The organism is Arthrobacter sp. K41, from assembly GCF_059089645.1.
This window is the reverse complement of sequence record NZ_JBNHEW010000009.1, coordinates 54,634-70,193: the sequence shown is the minus strand read 5'-3', so window position 1 is coordinate 70,193 and position 15,560 is coordinate 54,634. Positions and strand designations below refer to the sequence as shown.

The window sequence follows — 15,560 nt, the reverse complement described above, 5'->3', positions numbered from 1 at the left end:
GGATTCCGGCCAGGGCACTCTGCCCAGCTTATCCGCAGGGACGCCGCACTAAGCTGGAGCCATGACCTCTCCAGCTTCTGTGGTTCTTGTATTCCTCGACCCCGCGTTCCCGGACGGCCGGCTGGCCGATGCGTCCAAACCCCAGTTGTTGGTCACGGACCAGGGTGCGACCCGCGGCGACGGCATCTTCGAGACCATGCTTGCCGTGGACGGCAGCGTCCGGAAAATCCAGGCGCACCTGGACCGTCTGGCGGGATCCGCAGCAGCACTGGACCTGACCATTCCCCGCGAGGAGGAATGGCGCCGCGCCATCGCCACAGCCCTGTCCGAACACCGGACCCAGCACCCGCCCGTGGCCGGGTCCGACGACGAACTGGTGGTCAAGCTGGTAGTGACCCGGGGAGTTGAGGGTGCCCCGGCCCCCACGTCGTGGGTGCAGGTTTCTCCTGTCGGGTCGGCCGGACGCCGCCAGCGCGAGGCAGGCATCGACGTCATCCTCCTTGACCGGGGCTACGACAGTGAGGTTGCCGAACGTGCACCCTGGCTGCTGCTTGGCGCGAAGACGCTCTCCTACGCCGTCAACATGGCTGCCTTGCGGCACGCCCACAAACAGGGCGCCGATGACGTCATCTTCATCTCCTCGGACGGCCGCGTGCTGGAGGGACCAACGTCAACTGTTCTGATGGCGCACCTGGAAGCGTCCGACGACGGCGCTCCCGTCAAGCGGCTCATCACTCCACAGCTGGACAGCGGCATCCTGGCGGGTACCTCCCAGGGTGCTTTGTTTGCGGCCGCGAAAACGGCCGGGTGGGAACTGGGGTACGGTCCGCTGGAGCCCCAGGACCTGCTGGACGCGGACGCCGTCTGGCTGATTTCCAGCGTGCGCATGCTGGCCCCGGTGAACCGCATTGACGGCAAAGAGGTGGGCACCCCGTCGGTGCAAAAAGAGCTCACCGCGGAGCTGAACGAGCTGTTCGCGGCAATCGAATAGGTTTTGCCTTTGGGGCCATGTTCCTGGCGCCCCATCAGCCGTAGGGTGTGGTGCGGGGCGACACCGCACTGCTGGAGGACCAGCAGGACAGGGATGCGGTGGACCGCCTGGGCCTGGAACCATGGCAACCCGGCGAGAAAGCCCACTACATCAGGTTCTCAGCCACAGTGATGACCGCCGCCGCTTCAAAGTCAATGCACCGGATATTTTGAACACCCGTCTCACTGACCGCCGGCGGGCTTCCTTCGAGTAGCCGGAGACTGAGGGTAATTCCAAACGCTTGCTGAATGTGTAGCCTACTAGTAAGGTCTACATTGTAGATAAGGCACTAGCACCGCCCCAGCTATCCGCTCCAAAGGAGCTGATCATTACTCCATGGCCCCGTGCAGGGCATTGAGTCTCTCGCTGCTGTAGCCGAACGGCGGTACACACGCACTTAGCGAAGGGACGCCGTCATGGCACATTCGCAGTTCGATATTTTTCTCCAAGAAGCCACTTACCTGGACCAGTCCTCTGGCCACAACCTCAATGACGACCGCCTCTACGGGCTTTACACCAGTTGGTGCTACATCAACCAGCAGGTCCCCGGGAGGGAAGCCTCTTTTTGGGCAGCCATGAAACACCGGATCACCCCCGGCTGCAACGGCCTCCGCATGAAGGGCCCGGCCGCCACTGACTACATCCTGGCGAGTTCCCCGGGGCTCGTATAGGCATCGAAGAACCAGAAAGGCGTGAAGCGCTGCCCAGCCGGCAGCGCTTCACGCCTTTTGTTTTAGTTATTTGCCTCCGGCAGCCTTCAAAGGTTTCCTTAGGTGGGGATGAACCGGAAGAGGAATCGGGTGCGGACCATTACCCACAGCAGTCCCAGCACCAGTGCGTAGGCTGCGGTGTTCAGCAACACGTCACCCTGCCGAAGAGCCGGAATGTTGGCGATTACGGCGATGAGCGCTACGTGGAGGATGAAGACGTACAAGGTTGCCCGGCCCAGGGGAATCAGGAACCAGCCCAGCGCCCGTTCCACCGGCTTCCAGTAAGCCGTCAGGAAGGCGTAGGCGGCCACCACCAGGACCATGACGTTGAGGAGCCGGCCCGGAGCCAGATACGTGCGGCCAAAAAAGAGGTCGTACATGGTCCTGTACGCCGCATCCGGCACAAGGCCGAGCCGCACATCGAAGCCGTTGGCCAGATACGGGTTGCCCCAGGACAGGAAGGCGAAGACGAGCGCTGCCGCCGTGCACGCCAGCACGATCCCCGTGTGTCCGGCGAGCCAGGCAACCACCCTGTGCCGGTGGAACCCAGCCACCAGGCCGATGACAAACAGCACCTGCCACACCAGCAGCGGGAACGAATCCTCGAACTGGGAAGGCAGGATGCGGAACCGCGTCACCGCTCCCATTGCATACACGGCCAGGGTGGCCGCCAGTACCCACAGGGTTTTGCCGCGGTCAAGGGCCGCCAGGATCAGTGGGCTGGCAAGGAGCAGCACTACGTACAGGCCCATGATGTTGAACTGCCACGGGCCGACCTGCAGCAGCAGGATGGCCGGCAGGACCTGGGGCGGCACAGGAAACTGGAACAGTGACTCCATGCCGGCGTACAGGTCGTAGGTGCGGCCGGCGGCGTCGGACCCGGCCCCGCCGGTGCCTTGGTCCACGAACGTGGTTAGGGTGTCGGTTTGGAAGAAGGGCAACAGCGAGGCCAGGAACACCCCCAGAAGGACCACCAGCGCCGTGAGGTACAGCTTTCCCGCCCGCCGCGAGGTCAGGTCCACCACTGTCCCGAAGTCTTCCTTGACCCTTGGTCCGTACACCATGCCCACCACCAGGCCGGAGAAAAGGACAAAGAGCTCCGCCCCGGACACGAAGCCCACGGCCTCCTGGGTGAGCAACTGAAACAGCGACGTCATCCCCAGGTGGTTGACCACCACAAAGACGATGGCCAGTCCCCGCAGCAGGTCCACCCGGGAATCCCTGGAGGAGGAGTCGGCGTAAGCCCACGCTGTTGCCGCGTTCACGCGCCGGGGAACCTGCCATAGCGCCACGAGCAGAATGACCAGCGCCGCGGCAACAGTCCAGGAAGCAGGGCCTGAAAGGGTGTTGGCCCGCACGTGCCCGCTGCCTGCCACAACCTCCGTGACCGGCCCGGTGACCAGCGGGGAAGCCTGCAGCCTCTGCCGGGCTGCGTCTGCGATGGCAGGGTTCCCGGTGAGCAGCCAGTTGATGCCAGCCACACCCGTGTCCCTGGTGTTTGTGCGTTCATCCCACACCACCGCGGCGGTCCTGGTGAATTCGGTTGATCCTGCGGCGCCGAGGACCTGGTCCCACCAGGAGGCTTTGATCTCCATTTCGGTGGCGCCGCCGGACGCCGGGCTGTAGAAGGCGGACGTCTGCAGCAGGAACGGCTTATCTTTACCCTCCGAATACGTTGCGTAAAAGTTTTCGCTACCCGATGCAGTAAGCATTTCCTGAAGTTCGCCCTGCCGGGGAACGGTATTGACGGGCGCCCCGCCGGCCGTGTCGTCGTGGAATGCTGTCAGCCCCACCCAGTCCACCGCCTCGTCCCCCGGATAGTAAGGGCTATAGGCCGCGTCCGAGCCGTCCCACGCGCCGTCGCGGTTGGTATCGAGCAGGGCGAAACCTTCGCTTCCCGGCACCGGCGCATTCCGGTGCCGGTTGAAGGGGTAGTCCTTGCCCAGGTAGGGCTCCCACACCATGGCGGTACGGCCGCCGTCGAGATTGTTGAAGGCTGCGGCGACGGCCTGGAAGGCGGACCGGTAGGCGCTGGGCTGCTGGCCCCATTCCACCCAGCTGGCATTCATGTCGGGGGCAAAACGGATCAGCACGTGGCCTTTGAAGTTGCCTGTCAGATCGGCCACTTCGCCGGCGAATGCTGAAGCGGTGTCTGCAGTGATCTGGTCCAGCGGAACCGTGGGCTGCACCGTGAGCATTGCATGTGCGCCTTGTTCACCTGACTGTTCCAGGAAGCCCCGGATGTCATTTTTCTCCGAGGCGCGGAACGGGATGGCTATGTCGTGCCCGAGCAGGGCCGGTGAGGCACCCAGGCGGCCGGCGAAACCGGCAGCGGTGTCCTCGCCCCATTCCAGCACAGCGCCCAGCAGCGGCTTGCCGTCGCCCGGAAAGGTCTCTGCCGCACGGGCTGGTCCCGCCGGCAGCACTATCAGCAGGACTGCCATCAGCATCAAAACAAGGAAGGCGGCCGTGGCGCGGGTCAGGACCAGCAAGCCGTTGCGGGAAGTCCGGGCAGGCAGCGGGCTGTTGTGCCCGCGCTTGGGCGCGGCGGCTGATGACGTGCTGATGGGACCCCCGAAGCTGATACTCCAATGACGGGGCGGCCTGCCCCAAAAGAACTTTATCCGGCATCAATATGTGCAGCACGCCAGGTGCCTTGACGCCGGGGCGAGTCCCGCCGTCGTGCGTTACCGAAACTGGCGTGCCGGCCGCTCAGCGGGCAGGGCCGGTTCAGTTACGGAACATGACGACGACGGCGGTGCGGGCATGCCCGCCAAGTGTTACGTTTTTTGTGAGTAATGAGTACCGGTGCCAAGCCCTGACTAACCGGTCGGCAACCCTCCTTCCGCGGCGGGGTGCCTCAGGTGAATACTCGGCATATCGACCGAATCGTGTTGCAAGCGTGAGAGAAGGAGATCCGTCGTGTCTGACGCACCTGCCCCTGAAGAGAGACTTTCGTACCGGCTCGTCACCGGCCCGGACGACCGGACTTTCTGTGAACGGATTTCGGCCGCCCTGGCCGAGGGCTACGTGCTTCACGGCAGCCCGGCCGCCACCACCAACGACGGCCAGGTGATAGTGGCGCAGGCCCTGGTCCTTCCGGCAGCGATCGCCTCCGCTGATGCCGCCGTTGCCACCGCGGTGGATAACCTTGAGGCCGCCGGCGAGGACCTCGAGTTCGACGGCGAGGGCCACGCATGAGCTACGCGGGAGACCTGACGCCCCAGGAGGCGTGGGACAAACTGGAGCAGGGAGCCATCCTCGTGGATGTGCGGACCGAGGGCGAATGGGCCCACATCGGCATTCCTGACACCAAGGCCACCGACAATGATCCGCTGTTCATCCAGTGGACGTTTCCGGGCGGCATTCCCAACCCCGACTTCATCAGTTCCCTCACCCAGCAGGCGCCGGAAGACTCATCGACGGAGCTGATCTTCCTGTGCCGCTCGGGGCAGCGGTCCATCGCGGCTGCGATTGCTGCCACCCAGGCCGGTTTTACGTCCTACAACGTGCTGGAGGGCTTCGAGGGCGAGCCGGACCGCTACGGCGAACGCACCGTCAACGGCTGGAAGAACCGCGGCCTGCCCACCAACCTCGGAAAGAACTAAGTGACCTTCAACGAAGACGCCGCCGGCTGGAGCAGCAACACCCAGGCCGTGCGCGGCGGGCTGGACCGCACCAATTTCCAGGAAACCAGCGAGGCCGTGTTCCTGAATTCCGGGTTCGTGTACGAATCCGCAGCCGCTGCTGAACGGGCCTTCACCGGTGAGGACGAGCGCTTTGTGTACTCCCGCTACGGCAACCCGTCCGTGGCCACCTTCCAGGAACGGCTCCGCCTCCTCGAGGGAACCGAGGCATGCTTTGCGACGGCGTCGGGCATGTCCGCGGTCTTTACCGCTTTGGGTGCCCTGCTGGCTGCAGGTGACCGCGTCGTGGCCGCCCGGTCCCTGTTCGGTTCCTGCTTCGTCATCCTGAACGAGATCCTGCCGCGCTGGGGTGTCGAAACGGTTTTTGTGGACGGGCCTGACCTGGAGCAGTGGCGCTCTGCGTTGTCCGAGCCCACCACCGCTGTGTTTTTTGAATCCCCCTCCAACCCCATGCAGGAAATCGTGGACATCGCCGCGGTCAGTGAGCTGGCACATGCCGCAGGTGCCACTGTGGTGGTGGACAACGTTTTCGCCACTCCCCTGCTGCAGCGCTGCGGCCAGCTCGGCGCCGACGTGATTGTCTACTCCGGCACCAAGCACATCGACGGCCAGGGCCGGGTGCTGGGCGGCGCCATCCTGGGCACCAAGGAATTCATTGACGGCCCGGTCAAGCAGCTGATGCGCCACACCGGTCCATCGCTGTCCGCCTTCAACGCCTGGGTGCTTACCAAGGGCCTGGAAACAATGGCCCTCCGCGTCAACCACTCCTCGGCGTCAGCCCTGCAGCTGGCCGAATGGCTGGAACAGCAGCCTGCCGTGAGCTGGGTGAAGTACCCGCTCCTGAAGTCGCACCCGCAGTACGAGCTGGCGGCCCGGCAGATGAGTGCCGGCGGGACGGTCCTGACCCTGGAACTGGCGACGACGGGTGCCCGCTCGGGCAAGGAGGCTGCCTTTGCGCTGCTGGACGGCCTCCGCATCATCGATATCTCCAATAACCTGGGCGACTCAAAGTCCCTCATTACCCACCCCGCCACCACTACTCACCGCGCGATGGGTCCGGAGGGCCGCGCAGCCATCGGCCTGAGCGACGGCGTGGTGCGGCTATCCGTGGGGCTGGAGGACGTGGACGACCTGATCGGCGACCTCGAACAGGCGCTGAAGCAGATTTAGCCTATACGGAGAGCTGGACGGCAATGCCGTCACCTGCACCGACCTGCGCTTTGTCCCTGATCTCCTTCTTCACCGGCAAAAGGTAGGAATCGCTCTTGGTGTCCCGGAACAGCGAGGTCTGCCAGGAGTGCTCTCCGACCTTCGCGGTGACCTTGATCGAGCCGAATGCCGTCCCGGCACCTGCAGCGCGGACCCGGATGTCATCAGCGATGTCCGGAGGCAGGGTCACAAAATGCCATCCTGCCTCACCGGGGTACAGCCAAAGTTCTGCTTCAAAGGAATACGAGGCCGTCACCCGCCGAGTATGGCACGAACCCGTTACTTGTGACCCGCGCTTCACAGCTGAGCTGGTCCTCGAGGACGCCCTGCTGCCCTTCCCGCCTACTAGGGCTGACGGACCCGCAGCAGATCGGGCGTTTCTTCGACCTTCGACAGATCCAGGGTGCCACGCATCGTCACCTCTACCGCATGCCTCACCACTGCGCCGAAGCCCAAATCCTCAGGTGCTGCAGCGGCCAAAGCTCTGTCGCGGATGCGGCGCTGTTCAGCTGCCCCAGTTCCACGGGCAATGACGTCCTCCACCCCTTGCCGGGCAAGGGAAAGCTCGCCCTGCTCCTGCAATACCGGCGCGAGATAGTCCACCAGTGAACGCACTACGTCTGCGGCGCGCGCCGGCCGGAAGGAGCCGAAGTCCAACAGCTCTCCGCTGAGTCCTCCGCTGCTGGCCTGCCAGGAGGCCATCCGCAAGAGTACGGTGGGCACCGGCGCCGGATCGATGCCCTGGCGCCACTCACGGCCCGCCGTCTCCACAAGCGCACGGACGAGAACGGCAAGAAGGGCTGCATCCTCGGCCCGGAGGCAAACGTCTGCCACACGGACCTCCACAGTGGGGTGGTTCCGTGACAGTCGGGCATCGAAGTAGAGCATCCCTTCGTCCAGCATGACTCCGCTGTCCAGCAGCCGGGTGACCACGCGGCGATAGGCAGAATAGGTCCCATAGATCCCGGCTGGACCGGCAGTGGGCCAGCGGTTCCACGCCTGGGTACGGTAGCTCTCGAAACCGGTCTGAAGTCCGTTCCAAAAAGGCGAGTTGGCACTGACAGCGGTCAGGACCGCAAGCTTGTCCCGGATCCGGTCCAGCACGGCCACGCCCTCGTCAGGGGACTCAACGTAGGTGTGGACGTGGAAGCCGCAGGTCAGCTGCTCCTGTGCGGTCAAGCCAAATCGTTCCAGCATCCTGGCATAGCGGGGATCGGGAGTGGTATGGCTCGACAACCCGAGGGGCGAGGTGGCCAATGCCGCCACCCGGGCATTGTTCTGCCTGGCAGCGTTGTCAGCGAGCGTCCGCCCTGCCCGGATTTGTTCCAGCAGCACACCGTACTCCAGGCAGGGCCGCGTCTGCGTCTCAATCTGCTCCAGCTTAAGTTCGGCACTCAAGCCCATCCCGTCGTCGTCGTAAACGGTTTTGTCTTCCGTTTCGAGGTCCCGAAAGTCATCCGGGGCGTCGTCGGCAGCCACCCTGCGGCCGGAAAGCAGGGCATCAGCGAGGGCGAGCGGCTCCCCGCTCTCCGGGTCAACGATCAGGAGCTCTTCCTCAACGCCGAATGTACGCATACACACATTCTGCGGCAGGTAAAGGTTTTTGGACGGTCCTCAGGACTTCATGACGAAGCGTGAATGCTTAGTCCTGGAAGTACTCCACCTTTGCCCCGATGGCATTCAGCCGCTCGGCCAGGTCCTCATAGCCGCGCTCGATGACGTAGATGTTCCGCAGCTCGGACACGCCCCTGGCCGCGAGCATGGCCAGCAGCAGGCAGGCTGCGGGGCGCAGTGCCGGCGGACAGCCAACCTCCGCCGCGCGCCACTTGGTGGGCCCGTTGACGTAGATCCGGTGGGGGTCCAGCAGCTGAACCTGGGCACCCAGCCGGTTCAGCTCGGTCAAGTAGATGGCCCGGTTTTCGTAGACCCAGTCGTGGATCATGGTCTGGCCGCTGGCGTTGGCGGCTATGACTGCGAAGAAGGGCAGGTTGTCGATGTTAAGCCCGGGGAAAGGCATCGGATGGATCTTGTCCTCCGGCGCGTGCAGCTCGGACGGCTTGGTGGTCACGTCCACTAGACGGGTCCGTCCGTTGCGCGCCATGTACTCGCCGGAAATCTCCAGCTGCTGGCCCATCTGCTCCAGCGTAGCCAGCTCAATTTCCATGAACTCGATGGGGACCCTGCGGATGGTCACTTCAGAGTTGGTCACGATGCCGGCGGTGATGAGGCTCATGGCTTCAATTGGGTCTTCCGACGGGAAATACTCAATCTCCGCATCGATCATGGGACGTCCCGTGATCTTCAAAGTTGTGGTGCCGACGCCCTCGATGGTCACGCCCAGCATCTGGAGGTAGAAGCAGAGGTCCTGCACCATATAGTTGGGGCTGGCGTTGCGGATCACGGTTGTTCCCTCGCGGTGCGCCGCTGCCATGATGGCGTTCTCGGTGACAGTATCGCCGCGCTCCGTCAGCACAAAGGAACGGTCCCGGCTGTCGGCTTCGGGGGCCTGCACGGAATAGAACCCTGCGGTAGCTTCCACTGTCAGCCCGAACTGGCGCAGTGCCTGCATGTGCGGTTCAACTGTGCGCGTGCCAAGGTCGCAGCCGCCCGCATAGGGGAGCCGGTACTGCGAGGATTCATCCAGCAGCGGCCCCAGGAGCATGATGACGCTGCGGGTGCGGCGGGCGGCCTCAACGTCCATGGCCTCCAGGTCAAGGACGGCAGGCCTGCGGAGCTGGAGATCGGAGTCGTTGAGCCAGGTGCACTCGACTCCGATGCTGCTGAGCACCTCAACGATGCGGTTCACTTCCTCAATGCGCGCGAGGCGGCGAAGAACAGTGGTCCCCCTGTTAATGAGGCTTGCGCACAGCAGGGCGACGCCGGCATTCTTGCTGCTGTTGACGTCCACGGCGCCGGACAGCGTCTGGCCGCCTTCCACCCGAAGGTGCGTCATCTGCGGTTTTCCCACGTTGACGATGCTCCGGCCGAAGATTGCCTCCAGCCGCTGGATCATTTTCAGGCTCAGGTTTTGCTTGCCCTGTTCCATCCGTGCGATGGCACTTTGGCTTGTTCCAAGCTCGGCTGCCAGCTGGCCCTGCGTCCAGCCTTTCTCGCCCCGGGCATCCCGGAGCATGGCGGCAACGTGTTCAGTAGTTTCCTGCGTCATGCCGAAAAATATATCATGAATGAGTTACCGAGGGCTTATTTAGTAGCCAGCCGCGGCCTCTGGGAGAGCGTTTACCCACTACATGCGATAGAAGTCCGCTCCAACGGTTGTTGACCTTGCCCGCCTAACCGGAGGAAACTGGAGAAATCCTCTTCTTTCGAAGGCGGCGAAGGTGACAATGAACCGGACCCAGGGAACTGAAGCGGCACTAGGGCTGGCGGCTCTGCTGTTCGCTGTCCTGCTGTTGCTTCCAGCCTGGCCCGCCTCCGCGGCTCCCTCCCCCGGGGAAGGCACGCAGTCGACGCTGGGCAACGATATCTCCTGGCCACAATGCGGCAAGCCTTTCCCGGTTGGCCAGGCTTTTGCCATCGTTGGCGTGAACAACGGTCTGGCGAACAACACAAACCCATGCCTTGAAGAGCAACTGGAGTGGGCGGCAGCCTCATCCGGCATCACGCCCCAGCCAAAAGTGTCCCTTTACGTCAACACCGCCAACCCTGGAAGCAGCGGCTCGTGGTGGCCAACCAGCAACGAGTACCCCATCGGATCCGCCGTCCATAACCCCTATGGCTCCTGCGAAGACAAGGACTACGGGAAGGCGTGCGCGTACATGTACGGCTACGCGAAGGCGTTCGACGACGCCTACATCCGCGGCATTACCAACCCCTCGGACTACTTCTGGTGGCTTGACGTGGAAATCGAAAACAGCTGGTCCGCCACGGACAAGGATGCGAACCGCGCCGTGCTGGAGGGCATGGCGGATTTCTTCCACAGCATCAACGTCAAGGGAGTCGGAATCTATTCCACCGGCCTCCAATGGGGCCGGATTGCGGGGACCGTCAGCAGCTCGAGCAGCCTCTACTACCTGCCCGGCTGGCTGGCCGGTGCGCGGACGCTGACCGGCGCCAAAGCCAATTGCTCAAATCCGCCGTTGACCGCCGGCGGCCACGTGATCCTCACCCAGTTCGTGTCGCGCAAATTCGACTACAACCACTCCTGCGTCTGACCTGGCGCCCTGCAGTCAGCCTCCTGCGGGCGGCCCGAACGTTTGATGTGTAGGACAGCAGGGCAAACCACTCAGCTCCCCAGCCACACCATGTTCCACGTGCTCGCCCAGACGGCCGCAGCAAAGGCCGCGCCGGCCATCAGCACGCCTCCACCGAGCACGCACAGGTCCAGCCCGCTGTAGGTGGATTCCCGCGCCCACGTCCGCCGCCCGCCGCCGAAACCACGCGCCTCCATGGTCACGGCCAGCCTTGAGGCACGGCGGATGGCCTGAACCAGGAGACCGAAGCTCTGCCCCATCGTGGCCTTTACCCGCTGCAGGGCACTGCCGCGGGAACCTACGCCCCGGGCCCGCCGGGCCATGCCGATGGTCTGCCATTCCTCCGCCATCAGCCCCACCAGGCGCATGGCGGCCAAAGTCCCCAGCACGAACCGGTGCGGGAGGCGTGCTTTTTGCGCCAGCGCATCGGCCAGGTCCGTGGGGTCAGTGCAGCTCATCAACAGCACCGCCGGGAGCGCGATTGCCAGGCCACGCAGCATAAACCCGACCCCCAGCTCCAGCGACCCCTCGCTCATGGTCCAGATGCCGACGTCGATCAGCGTTTTTCCGCTGTCCACCGCCAGGATGGAGGTACTCCAGCCGCCTACGGCTGCGGCAAGGATCAGCGGCCACCCCCGCTGCCACAGCAGCGTCAGGGTGAGGCCCGCCAATGGGAACAGCAGGAACTCGAACGCCAGCGCCACGGAAGCGGAAACCCAGTCAATGGACAGTGCAAGGACGGCGGTGATCAGGAAGACGGCCGCGAACTTGCTCAGCGGGTTGGCCCGGGTCAGCAGCGCACTGTTGCCGCGCAGGTTCAGCTCCTGTCTCATCGCACTACCGGCTCTGCTGCCAGGCGCAGTTCCGTTCCACCCAGCGCCGCCGTGAACTCAGCATCGTGGGTCACGGATAGCACGGCTGTGCCGGCGTCCAGGAGTTCAGAGAGGAACGATGCCAGCTCAGCCCACGTGTTGGCGTCCTGCCCGAAGGTGGGTTCGTCCAGGATCAGGACCTGCGGATGCGCGGCCAGGACCGTTGCTACGGAAAGCCGACGCTTCTCGCCGCCCGAAAGTGTGTAGGGGTTCGCATCAACCAGTTCGGTGAGCCGAAGCCGCTCCAGCAGCTCATCCACCCGCTCTTCCCCGTGCCCGAGGTGGCGCGGACCAAAGCGCAGTTCGTCCAGCACGTTCCCGGTCACGAACTGGTGCTCAGGTTCCTGGAAAACGGTGCCCATGCGTTCAATCAGCTGCTCCGCCTTCCACTTGTACGGGTCGATTCCCGCCCCACGGCTAAGCGCCAGGGTGGCCGAAACTTTCCCGGCAACGGGCTCCAGCAGCCCGGCGAGGGTCAGCGCAAGGGTGGACTTTCCTGCGCCGTTGGGTCCGGTGATGGCCAGCGCCCGCCCTGCCCGGACCTGCGCCGAGATGCCTTGCCGGACCGGTACTGGCGGCAGTTTGCGCAAGCCCTTGCGGCGGGCACGTTCACGGGATACGGCCAGGTTTTCGGCGGCAAGCAGCAGGTCCCCGGAGCCGGGAGCCGGATCCGCCGTGCGTGGGCGGGTGGCCGGAACATACCCGGGCACCCAGACCCCGGCCTCAATGAGCATGCTCCGGGCTTCGCCGAGAACCTGGTCCGGAGGCCCGTCCAGGAGCACCCCCGGGTCGGTCGAAGAACCGGGCTGCAGCACCACAATGCGGTCCACCAGGTCCTTCCAGACGGAGACGCGGTGCTCCACCACCACCAGGGTTGCTCCGGTTTTGTCGAGGCAGCGCCCGACGGCGTCGCGCACCTCCACCACCCCGGCGGGATCCAGGTTGGCTGTCGGCTCGTCGAGGAGAAGCAGCCCCGGCCGCATCGCAAGGATGCCGGCCAGGGCCAGCCGCTGTTTCTGGCCGCCTGACAGTGCAGACGTTGGATGGTCCAGCGGCAGGTGGGACAGCCCGACGTCGTCCAAAGCCTCGTGCACCCGGGTCCAGATACGGTCCCGGGGCACAGCAAGGTTCTCGGCACCGAAGGCCACGTCGTCCCCCACCCGTGACAGGACCACCTGTGTCTCCGGGTCCTGCTGCATCAACCCGGCACGGCCGCGCTGATCGCGGGGGGAGGCGCCGTCGACCAGCAGCGAACCCGACTCGTCGGAGTCGCCGGCCTCGCCGTCGTCGTTCGCATCCCCCAGCACCCCCGCCAACGCATGGAGGAACGTGGACTTGCCGGCTCCGGACGGGCCAAGCAGGAGCACGCGCTCCCCTGGCCGGATGTCCAGGTCAAGGGCACGGACAGCAGGCCTGGAACGCCCGGCATGCCGCCAGCCCCAGCCGCGCGCGGTGACGGCAGCCGGGCGCGCCGCCACGGACGCGCCGTGGACGGAAGGCGCTGTCATCAGGAGAAAACCGGCTCCGTGGCTGCCTTCCGCGAGGCAAAGGAGCTCAGGACACCGGTCCTGGCCAGGCCGCGGGTGGCGATCCATGACAGCGCCCCGGCGATGACGGCACCGGAGATCGCGGTGAAGATAATGTACGCAAGCTTGTCGCCGCCCGAGTAGGCAATGTTCCAGCCCCAGGGAGCAAAGGAGTCATTGAGGCCGCAGAACAGCCCGGCAGCAGCACCGGCGAGGAGGGACACCGGCAGGTTGAACTTCCGGTACACGAAAATCGCGAAAATGATTTCCGCACCCAGGCCCTGGACGAAGCCGGAGAACAGCACCGAGGCACCGTACTGCGAACCCATCAGCAGTTCACCGGTGGCTGCCACGGTTTCGCAGAACAGGGCGGCGCCCGGTTTGCGGATGATCAGCATGCCCAGCACCGCCGGGATCATCCAGCCGCCGGCGATCAGTCCGGTAAGCGGCGGGTAAAGGGCGTTCATCGGCGCAGACACTGCTGCGGCACCCTGGGACCACGCCCAGAAAATGACGCCGCCTGCGATGGCGATCAACGCCGCCACCACGATGTCCACAACGCGCCAGGACCTGCTGGTGGTCTTCTTGATTGCTGTAGTTGCCATGCGATCCTCCTGAGGAACAGGAGGGGAAAGAACCGCAGCGGCAAACCACTGCGGAGCTTCGAGAACTCGACTCCCTTGCGCCGGTACTAACCGGATCAGGTTCGAGGGTCTGCGGCTGTCCGCACTCTCAGCGCCCACCTGCGGCTCCTGGCTTGGCCAGTGATGCCCGACGGCGGCGCTCCCCTGTCGTTGAATGATTCTGTGAGTAAATAATTGCCCTTGTGGGCGGGGTCCAGTTTACACCTGAGGAAGGGTAGATTGTGGGCCATGACCGCCAATTCACCGCATGTGACTGAGTTCGATCCGGATTCGGATGCCGTCCAGCCGGAGGGATCGCTGCAGGCTCTTATCGCCCGGATAGAGGGCGAAATCCGGGAGCTCCAGTTTCCAGGCTTTTCCATGGACGACGCACTGAACCTGGGGCTGCTGCTTGTGGAGTTGGGGAAGGAGGGCCAGTTCCCCATCGCGATAGACATCACCAAGGGTGAGCAGGTCCTGTTCCATGTCGCCCTGGCGGGGGCCACCCCGGACAACGAGCACTGGATCCGCGCCAAACAGAGAACGGCGGCCCGGTACGAGGTGCCCTCCCTGCTGGTGGGGCTGCGCGCCCGGACCCGCGGCGGACGGATCGAAGACCAGGGCTGGTTTGATCAGCGCCGGTATGCGGCACATGGCGGCTCGTTCCCGGTATATGTCGCCGGAGTGGGAGCGGTGGCTACGGTCACTGTTTCAGGGCTTCCCCAGGTGCAGGACCATGACCTGGTGGTACAGGCGCTGCGCGAGATCCTCAGCTCCATGCGAACGGACTGACGCGGGTTCCCAACCAGGGCGATGGACTCCCCTTGGATGCCGGGAGTACATTCGAGACGGGTGGCGGAAGTTCCAAACAGGAGGGGGCGCCATGCTCGGTAATACAGCCGAAAACCAGGTGCGGGCAGCGGTGGACAAGGCCGAGGAAGAAATGATTTACATCGGCCCCGACCACCCCTACTATCCTTTGCTGGCTGAACTGGTATCCGCCGTCGGAAAGGCCTGGCAGCAGGGGTATGAGCACGGCCGCCGCGGCGGGCACCAGCCAAACCCCTACGTGTGGATCGTCCCGGAAGGGTGAGCCCGCCGGCTGCGCGGACGCTGCCGGCAGTGGCCGGCGGGCAGCAGCACCGGCAGGCGCACTTAGCTTTTATTAGTAACCATGCTTACTATGTTGTCTCCAGGCTTTTGAGGAGACAGGTCATGACAGTCAGCACCCGGGCCACCGGCGCGAGGACGGGCCTGCAGAAGGCTGCCTTCGTAACCGGCGCCCTCTTCCTGCTGGTGGGTGTCCTGGGGTTTGTCCCCGGGATCACCAGCAACTACGACTCCCTGGGCATGGCCGGACACGGCTCCGGAGCCCTGCTGTTGAACCTCTTCCAGGTGTCGGTCCTTCACAATATCGTGCACCTTGCCTTCGGGGCGGCCGGACTGCTGCTGGCCCGGACCCACCAGAAGGCACGAAGCTTCCTGATCTACGGGGGCGTCGTGTACCTGGTTCTCTGGCTTTACGGCTTCCTGGTGGGGGACGAAACTCCCGCCAACTTTATCCCACTCAACGGCGCCGACAACTGGCTCCACCTGGCCCTGGGTTCGACCATGATCATTCTCGCCATCCTGCTGGCCCCCCGGACCACCCCGCGGCGCAGCCGCGGCGCAACCTGAACGACCGCCCTGACCGAAACCGCCACCGTCGACGGCCAAGCACCCGGCAGCACCG

At 64.5% G+C, this 15,560-nt stretch carries 17 protein-coding genes and 2 riboswitches; of the genes, 10 read left to right on the top strand and 7 right to left on the bottom strand.

Going from position 1 to position 15,560, the window contains the following annotated elements; translation table 11 throughout:
• Positions 1–61 precede the first annotated feature (61 nt).
• From AC5RTE_RS16525 to AC5RTE_RS16515, 3 genes are all read left to right on the top strand, one after another.
• Positions 62–991, top strand: a complete 930-nt coding sequence (locus AC5RTE_RS16525) for an aminodeoxychorismate lyase (RefSeq protein WP_494042463.1) — start codon at positions 62–64, stop codon at positions 989–991.
• Positions 992–1,041: 50 nt separating this feature from the next.
• Entirely contained in the window at positions 1,042–1,203 is a 162-nt protein-coding gene (locus AC5RTE_RS16520; protein WP_494042462.1) for a hypothetical protein, read from the top strand.
• A 243-nt stretch (positions 1,204–1,446) separates the two neighbouring features.
• Complete coding sequence (locus AC5RTE_RS16515) at positions 1,447–1,701, top strand: hypothetical protein (RefSeq protein WP_494042461.1); 255 nt, start codon at positions 1,447–1,449, stop codon at positions 1,699–1,701.
• A gap of 98 nt (positions 1,702–1,799) precedes the next feature.
• Here AC5RTE_RS16515 and opgC read toward each other — a convergent pair whose 3' ends face one another.
• Positions 1,800–4,190 (bottom strand): OpgC domain-containing protein, encoded by a 2,391-nt coding sequence (opgC, locus tag AC5RTE_RS16510; protein WP_494042460.1) that lies wholly within the window; start codon positions 4,188–4,190, stop codon positions 1,800–1,802.
• Positions 4,191–4,534: 344 nt separating this feature from the next.
• Positions 4,535–4,649, top strand: a riboswitch (SAM riboswitch).
• A gap of 13 nt (positions 4,650–4,662) precedes the next feature.
• Between opgC and AC5RTE_RS16505 the strand changes: the two genes are divergently transcribed.
• The 3 genes from AC5RTE_RS16505 to AC5RTE_RS16495 are packed head-to-tail and all read left to right on the top strand — an operon-like array spanning position 4,663 to position 6,557.
• Positions 4,663–4,941, top strand: coding sequence for a DUF1737 domain-containing protein (locus AC5RTE_RS16505; RefSeq protein ID WP_494042459.1), 279 nt, complete (start codon positions 4,663–4,665; stop codon positions 4,939–4,941).
• Positions 4,938–5,348: a rhodanese-like domain-containing protein gene (locus AC5RTE_RS16500; RefSeq protein WP_494042458.1), complete on the top strand. Its 411-nt coding sequence runs from the start codon at positions 4,938–4,940 to the stop codon at positions 5,346–5,348. The genes AC5RTE_RS16505 and AC5RTE_RS16500 overlap by 4 nt, the downstream gene beginning before the upstream one ends.
• A complete protein-coding gene (locus AC5RTE_RS16495) occupies positions 5,349–6,557 on the top strand; it encodes an O-succinylhomoserine sulfhydrylase (RefSeq protein WP_494042457.1) in 1,209 nt (402 codons plus the stop codon).
• 1 nt (position 6,558) lies between these two features.
• Here the strand turns inward: AC5RTE_RS16495 and AC5RTE_RS16490 are convergent, their stop codons facing one another.
• The 3 genes from AC5RTE_RS16490 to AC5RTE_RS16480 all read right to left on the bottom strand — a co-directional run bounded on the left by AC5RTE_RS16490 (position 6,559) and on the right by AC5RTE_RS16480 (position 9,762).
• Positions 6,559–6,852 (bottom strand): DUF1905 domain-containing protein, encoded by a 294-nt coding sequence (locus AC5RTE_RS16490; RefSeq protein ID WP_494042456.1) that lies wholly within the window; start codon positions 6,850–6,852, stop codon positions 6,559–6,561.
• Between the two features lie 89 nt (positions 6,853–6,941).
• Positions 6,942–8,171, bottom strand: coding sequence for a glutamate--cysteine ligase 2 (locus AC5RTE_RS16485; RefSeq protein ID WP_494042455.1), 1,230 nt, complete (start codon positions 8,169–8,171; stop codon positions 6,942–6,944).
• A 67-nt stretch (positions 8,172–8,238) separates the two neighbouring features.
• Positions 8,239–9,762: a UDP-N-acetylglucosamine 1-carboxyvinyltransferase gene (locus AC5RTE_RS16480; RefSeq protein WP_494042454.1), complete on the bottom strand. Its 1,524-nt coding sequence runs from the start codon at positions 9,760–9,762 to the stop codon at positions 8,239–8,241.
• Between the two features lie 178 nt (positions 9,763–9,940).
• Here AC5RTE_RS16480 and AC5RTE_RS16475 point away from each other — a divergent pair, with 178 nt between their 5' ends.
• The gene (locus tag AC5RTE_RS16475) at positions 9,941–10,768 is read left to right on the top strand and encodes a glycoside hydrolase family 25 domain-containing protein (RefSeq protein ID WP_494042478.1); all 828 of its coding nucleotides are present in this window, start codon (positions 9,941–9,943) and stop codon (positions 10,766–10,768) included.
• Positions 10,769–10,839: 71 nt separating this feature from the next.
• Here AC5RTE_RS16475 and AC5RTE_RS16470 read toward each other — a convergent pair whose 3' ends face one another.
• From AC5RTE_RS16470 to AC5RTE_RS16460, 3 genes are read right to left on the bottom strand one after another with little or no spacing between them, the layout of a single operon-like run.
• Positions 10,840–11,640 carry an energy-coupling factor transporter transmembrane component T family protein gene (locus AC5RTE_RS16470; protein WP_494042453.1) on the bottom strand — a complete coding sequence of 267 codons (801 nt, stop codon included), beginning with the start codon at positions 11,638–11,640 and terminating at the stop codon, positions 10,840–10,842.
• The gene (locus tag AC5RTE_RS16465; RefSeq protein ID WP_494042452.1) at positions 11,637–13,187 is read right to left on the bottom strand and encodes an ABC transporter ATP-binding protein; all 1,551 of its coding nucleotides are present in this window, start codon (positions 13,185–13,187) and stop codon (positions 11,637–11,639) included. Before AC5RTE_RS16465 ends, AC5RTE_RS16470 begins: the two co-directional genes overlap by 4 nt.
• The gene (locus tag AC5RTE_RS16460; protein WP_494042451.1) at positions 13,187–13,810 is read right to left on the bottom strand and encodes an ECF transporter S component; all 624 of its coding nucleotides are present in this window, start codon (positions 13,808–13,810) and stop codon (positions 13,187–13,189) included. The genes AC5RTE_RS16465 and AC5RTE_RS16460 overlap by 1 nt, the downstream gene beginning before the upstream one ends.
• Before the next feature lie 54 nt (positions 13,811–13,864).
• Positions 13,865–14,005: riboswitch (TPP riboswitch) on the bottom strand.
• Between the two features lie 72 nt (positions 14,006–14,077).
• Here AC5RTE_RS16460 and AC5RTE_RS16455 point away from each other — a divergent pair.
• From AC5RTE_RS16455 to AC5RTE_RS16445, 3 genes are all read left to right on the top strand, one after another.
• Positions 14,078–14,620 (top strand): heme-degrading domain-containing protein, encoded by a 543-nt coding sequence (locus AC5RTE_RS16455; protein ID WP_494042450.1) that lies wholly within the window; start codon positions 14,078–14,080, stop codon positions 14,618–14,620.
• 91 nt (positions 14,621–14,711) lie between these two features.
• Entirely contained in the window at positions 14,712–14,921 is a 210-nt protein-coding gene (locus AC5RTE_RS16450) for a hypothetical protein (RefSeq protein WP_494042449.1), read from the top strand.
• Positions 14,922–15,043: 122 nt separating this feature from the next.
• Positions 15,044–15,505, top strand: a complete 462-nt coding sequence (locus AC5RTE_RS16445; protein WP_494042448.1) for a DUF4383 domain-containing protein — start codon at positions 15,044–15,046, stop codon at positions 15,503–15,505.
• Positions 15,506–15,560 lie beyond the last annotated feature (55 nt).

What these genes read in the sequence shown, in the direction of transcription:
- AC5RTE_RS16525 (WP_494042463.1), top strand. Translation starts at nt 62, where the DNA reads ATGACCTCTCCAGCTTCTGTGGTTCTTGTATTCCTCGACCCCGCGTTC.
- AC5RTE_RS16515 (WP_494042461.1), top strand. Translation starts at nt 1,447, where the DNA reads ATGGCACATTCGCAGTTCGATATTTTTCTCCAAGAAGCCACTTACCTG.
- opgC (WP_494042460.1), bottom strand. Translation starts at nt 4,190, where the DNA reads ATGCTGATGGCAGTCCTGCTGATAGTGCTGCCGGCGGGACCAGCCCGT.
- AC5RTE_RS16500 (WP_494042458.1), top strand. Translation starts at nt 4,938, where the DNA reads ATGAGCTACGCGGGAGACCTGACGCCCCAGGAGGCGTGGGACAAACTG.
- AC5RTE_RS16485 (WP_494042455.1), bottom strand. Translation starts at nt 8,171, where the DNA reads ATGCGTACATTCGGCGTTGAGGAAGAGCTCCTGATCGTTGACCCGGAG.
- AC5RTE_RS16480 (WP_494042454.1), bottom strand. Translation starts at nt 9,762, where the DNA reads ATGACGCAGGAAACTACTGAACACGTTGCCGCCATGCTCCGGGATGCC.
- AC5RTE_RS16475 (WP_494042478.1), top strand. Translation starts at nt 9,941, where the DNA reads ATGAACCGGACCCAGGGAACTGAAGCGGCACTAGGGCTGGCGGCTCTG.
- AC5RTE_RS16470 (WP_494042453.1), bottom strand. Translation starts at nt 11,640, where the DNA reads ATGAGACAGGAGCTGAACCTGCGCGGCAACAGTGCGCTGCTGACCCGG.
- AC5RTE_RS16465 (WP_494042452.1), bottom strand. Translation starts at nt 13,187, where the DNA reads ATGACAGCGCCTTCCGTCCACGGCGCGTCCGTGGCGGCGCGCCCGGCT.
- AC5RTE_RS16460 (WP_494042451.1), bottom strand. Translation starts at nt 13,810, where the DNA reads ATGGCAACTACAGCAATCAAGAAGACCACCAGCAGGTCCTGGCGCGTT.
- AC5RTE_RS16455 (WP_494042450.1), top strand. Translation starts at nt 14,078, where the DNA reads ATGACCGCCAATTCACCGCATGTGACTGAGTTCGATCCGGATTCGGAT.
- AC5RTE_RS16450 (WP_494042449.1), top strand. Translation starts at nt 14,712, where the DNA reads ATGCTCGGTAATACAGCCGAAAACCAGGTGCGGGCAGCGGTGGACAAG.
- AC5RTE_RS16445 (WP_494042448.1), top strand. Translation starts at nt 15,044, where the DNA reads ATGACAGTCAGCACCCGGGCCACCGGCGCGAGGACGGGCCTGCAGAAG.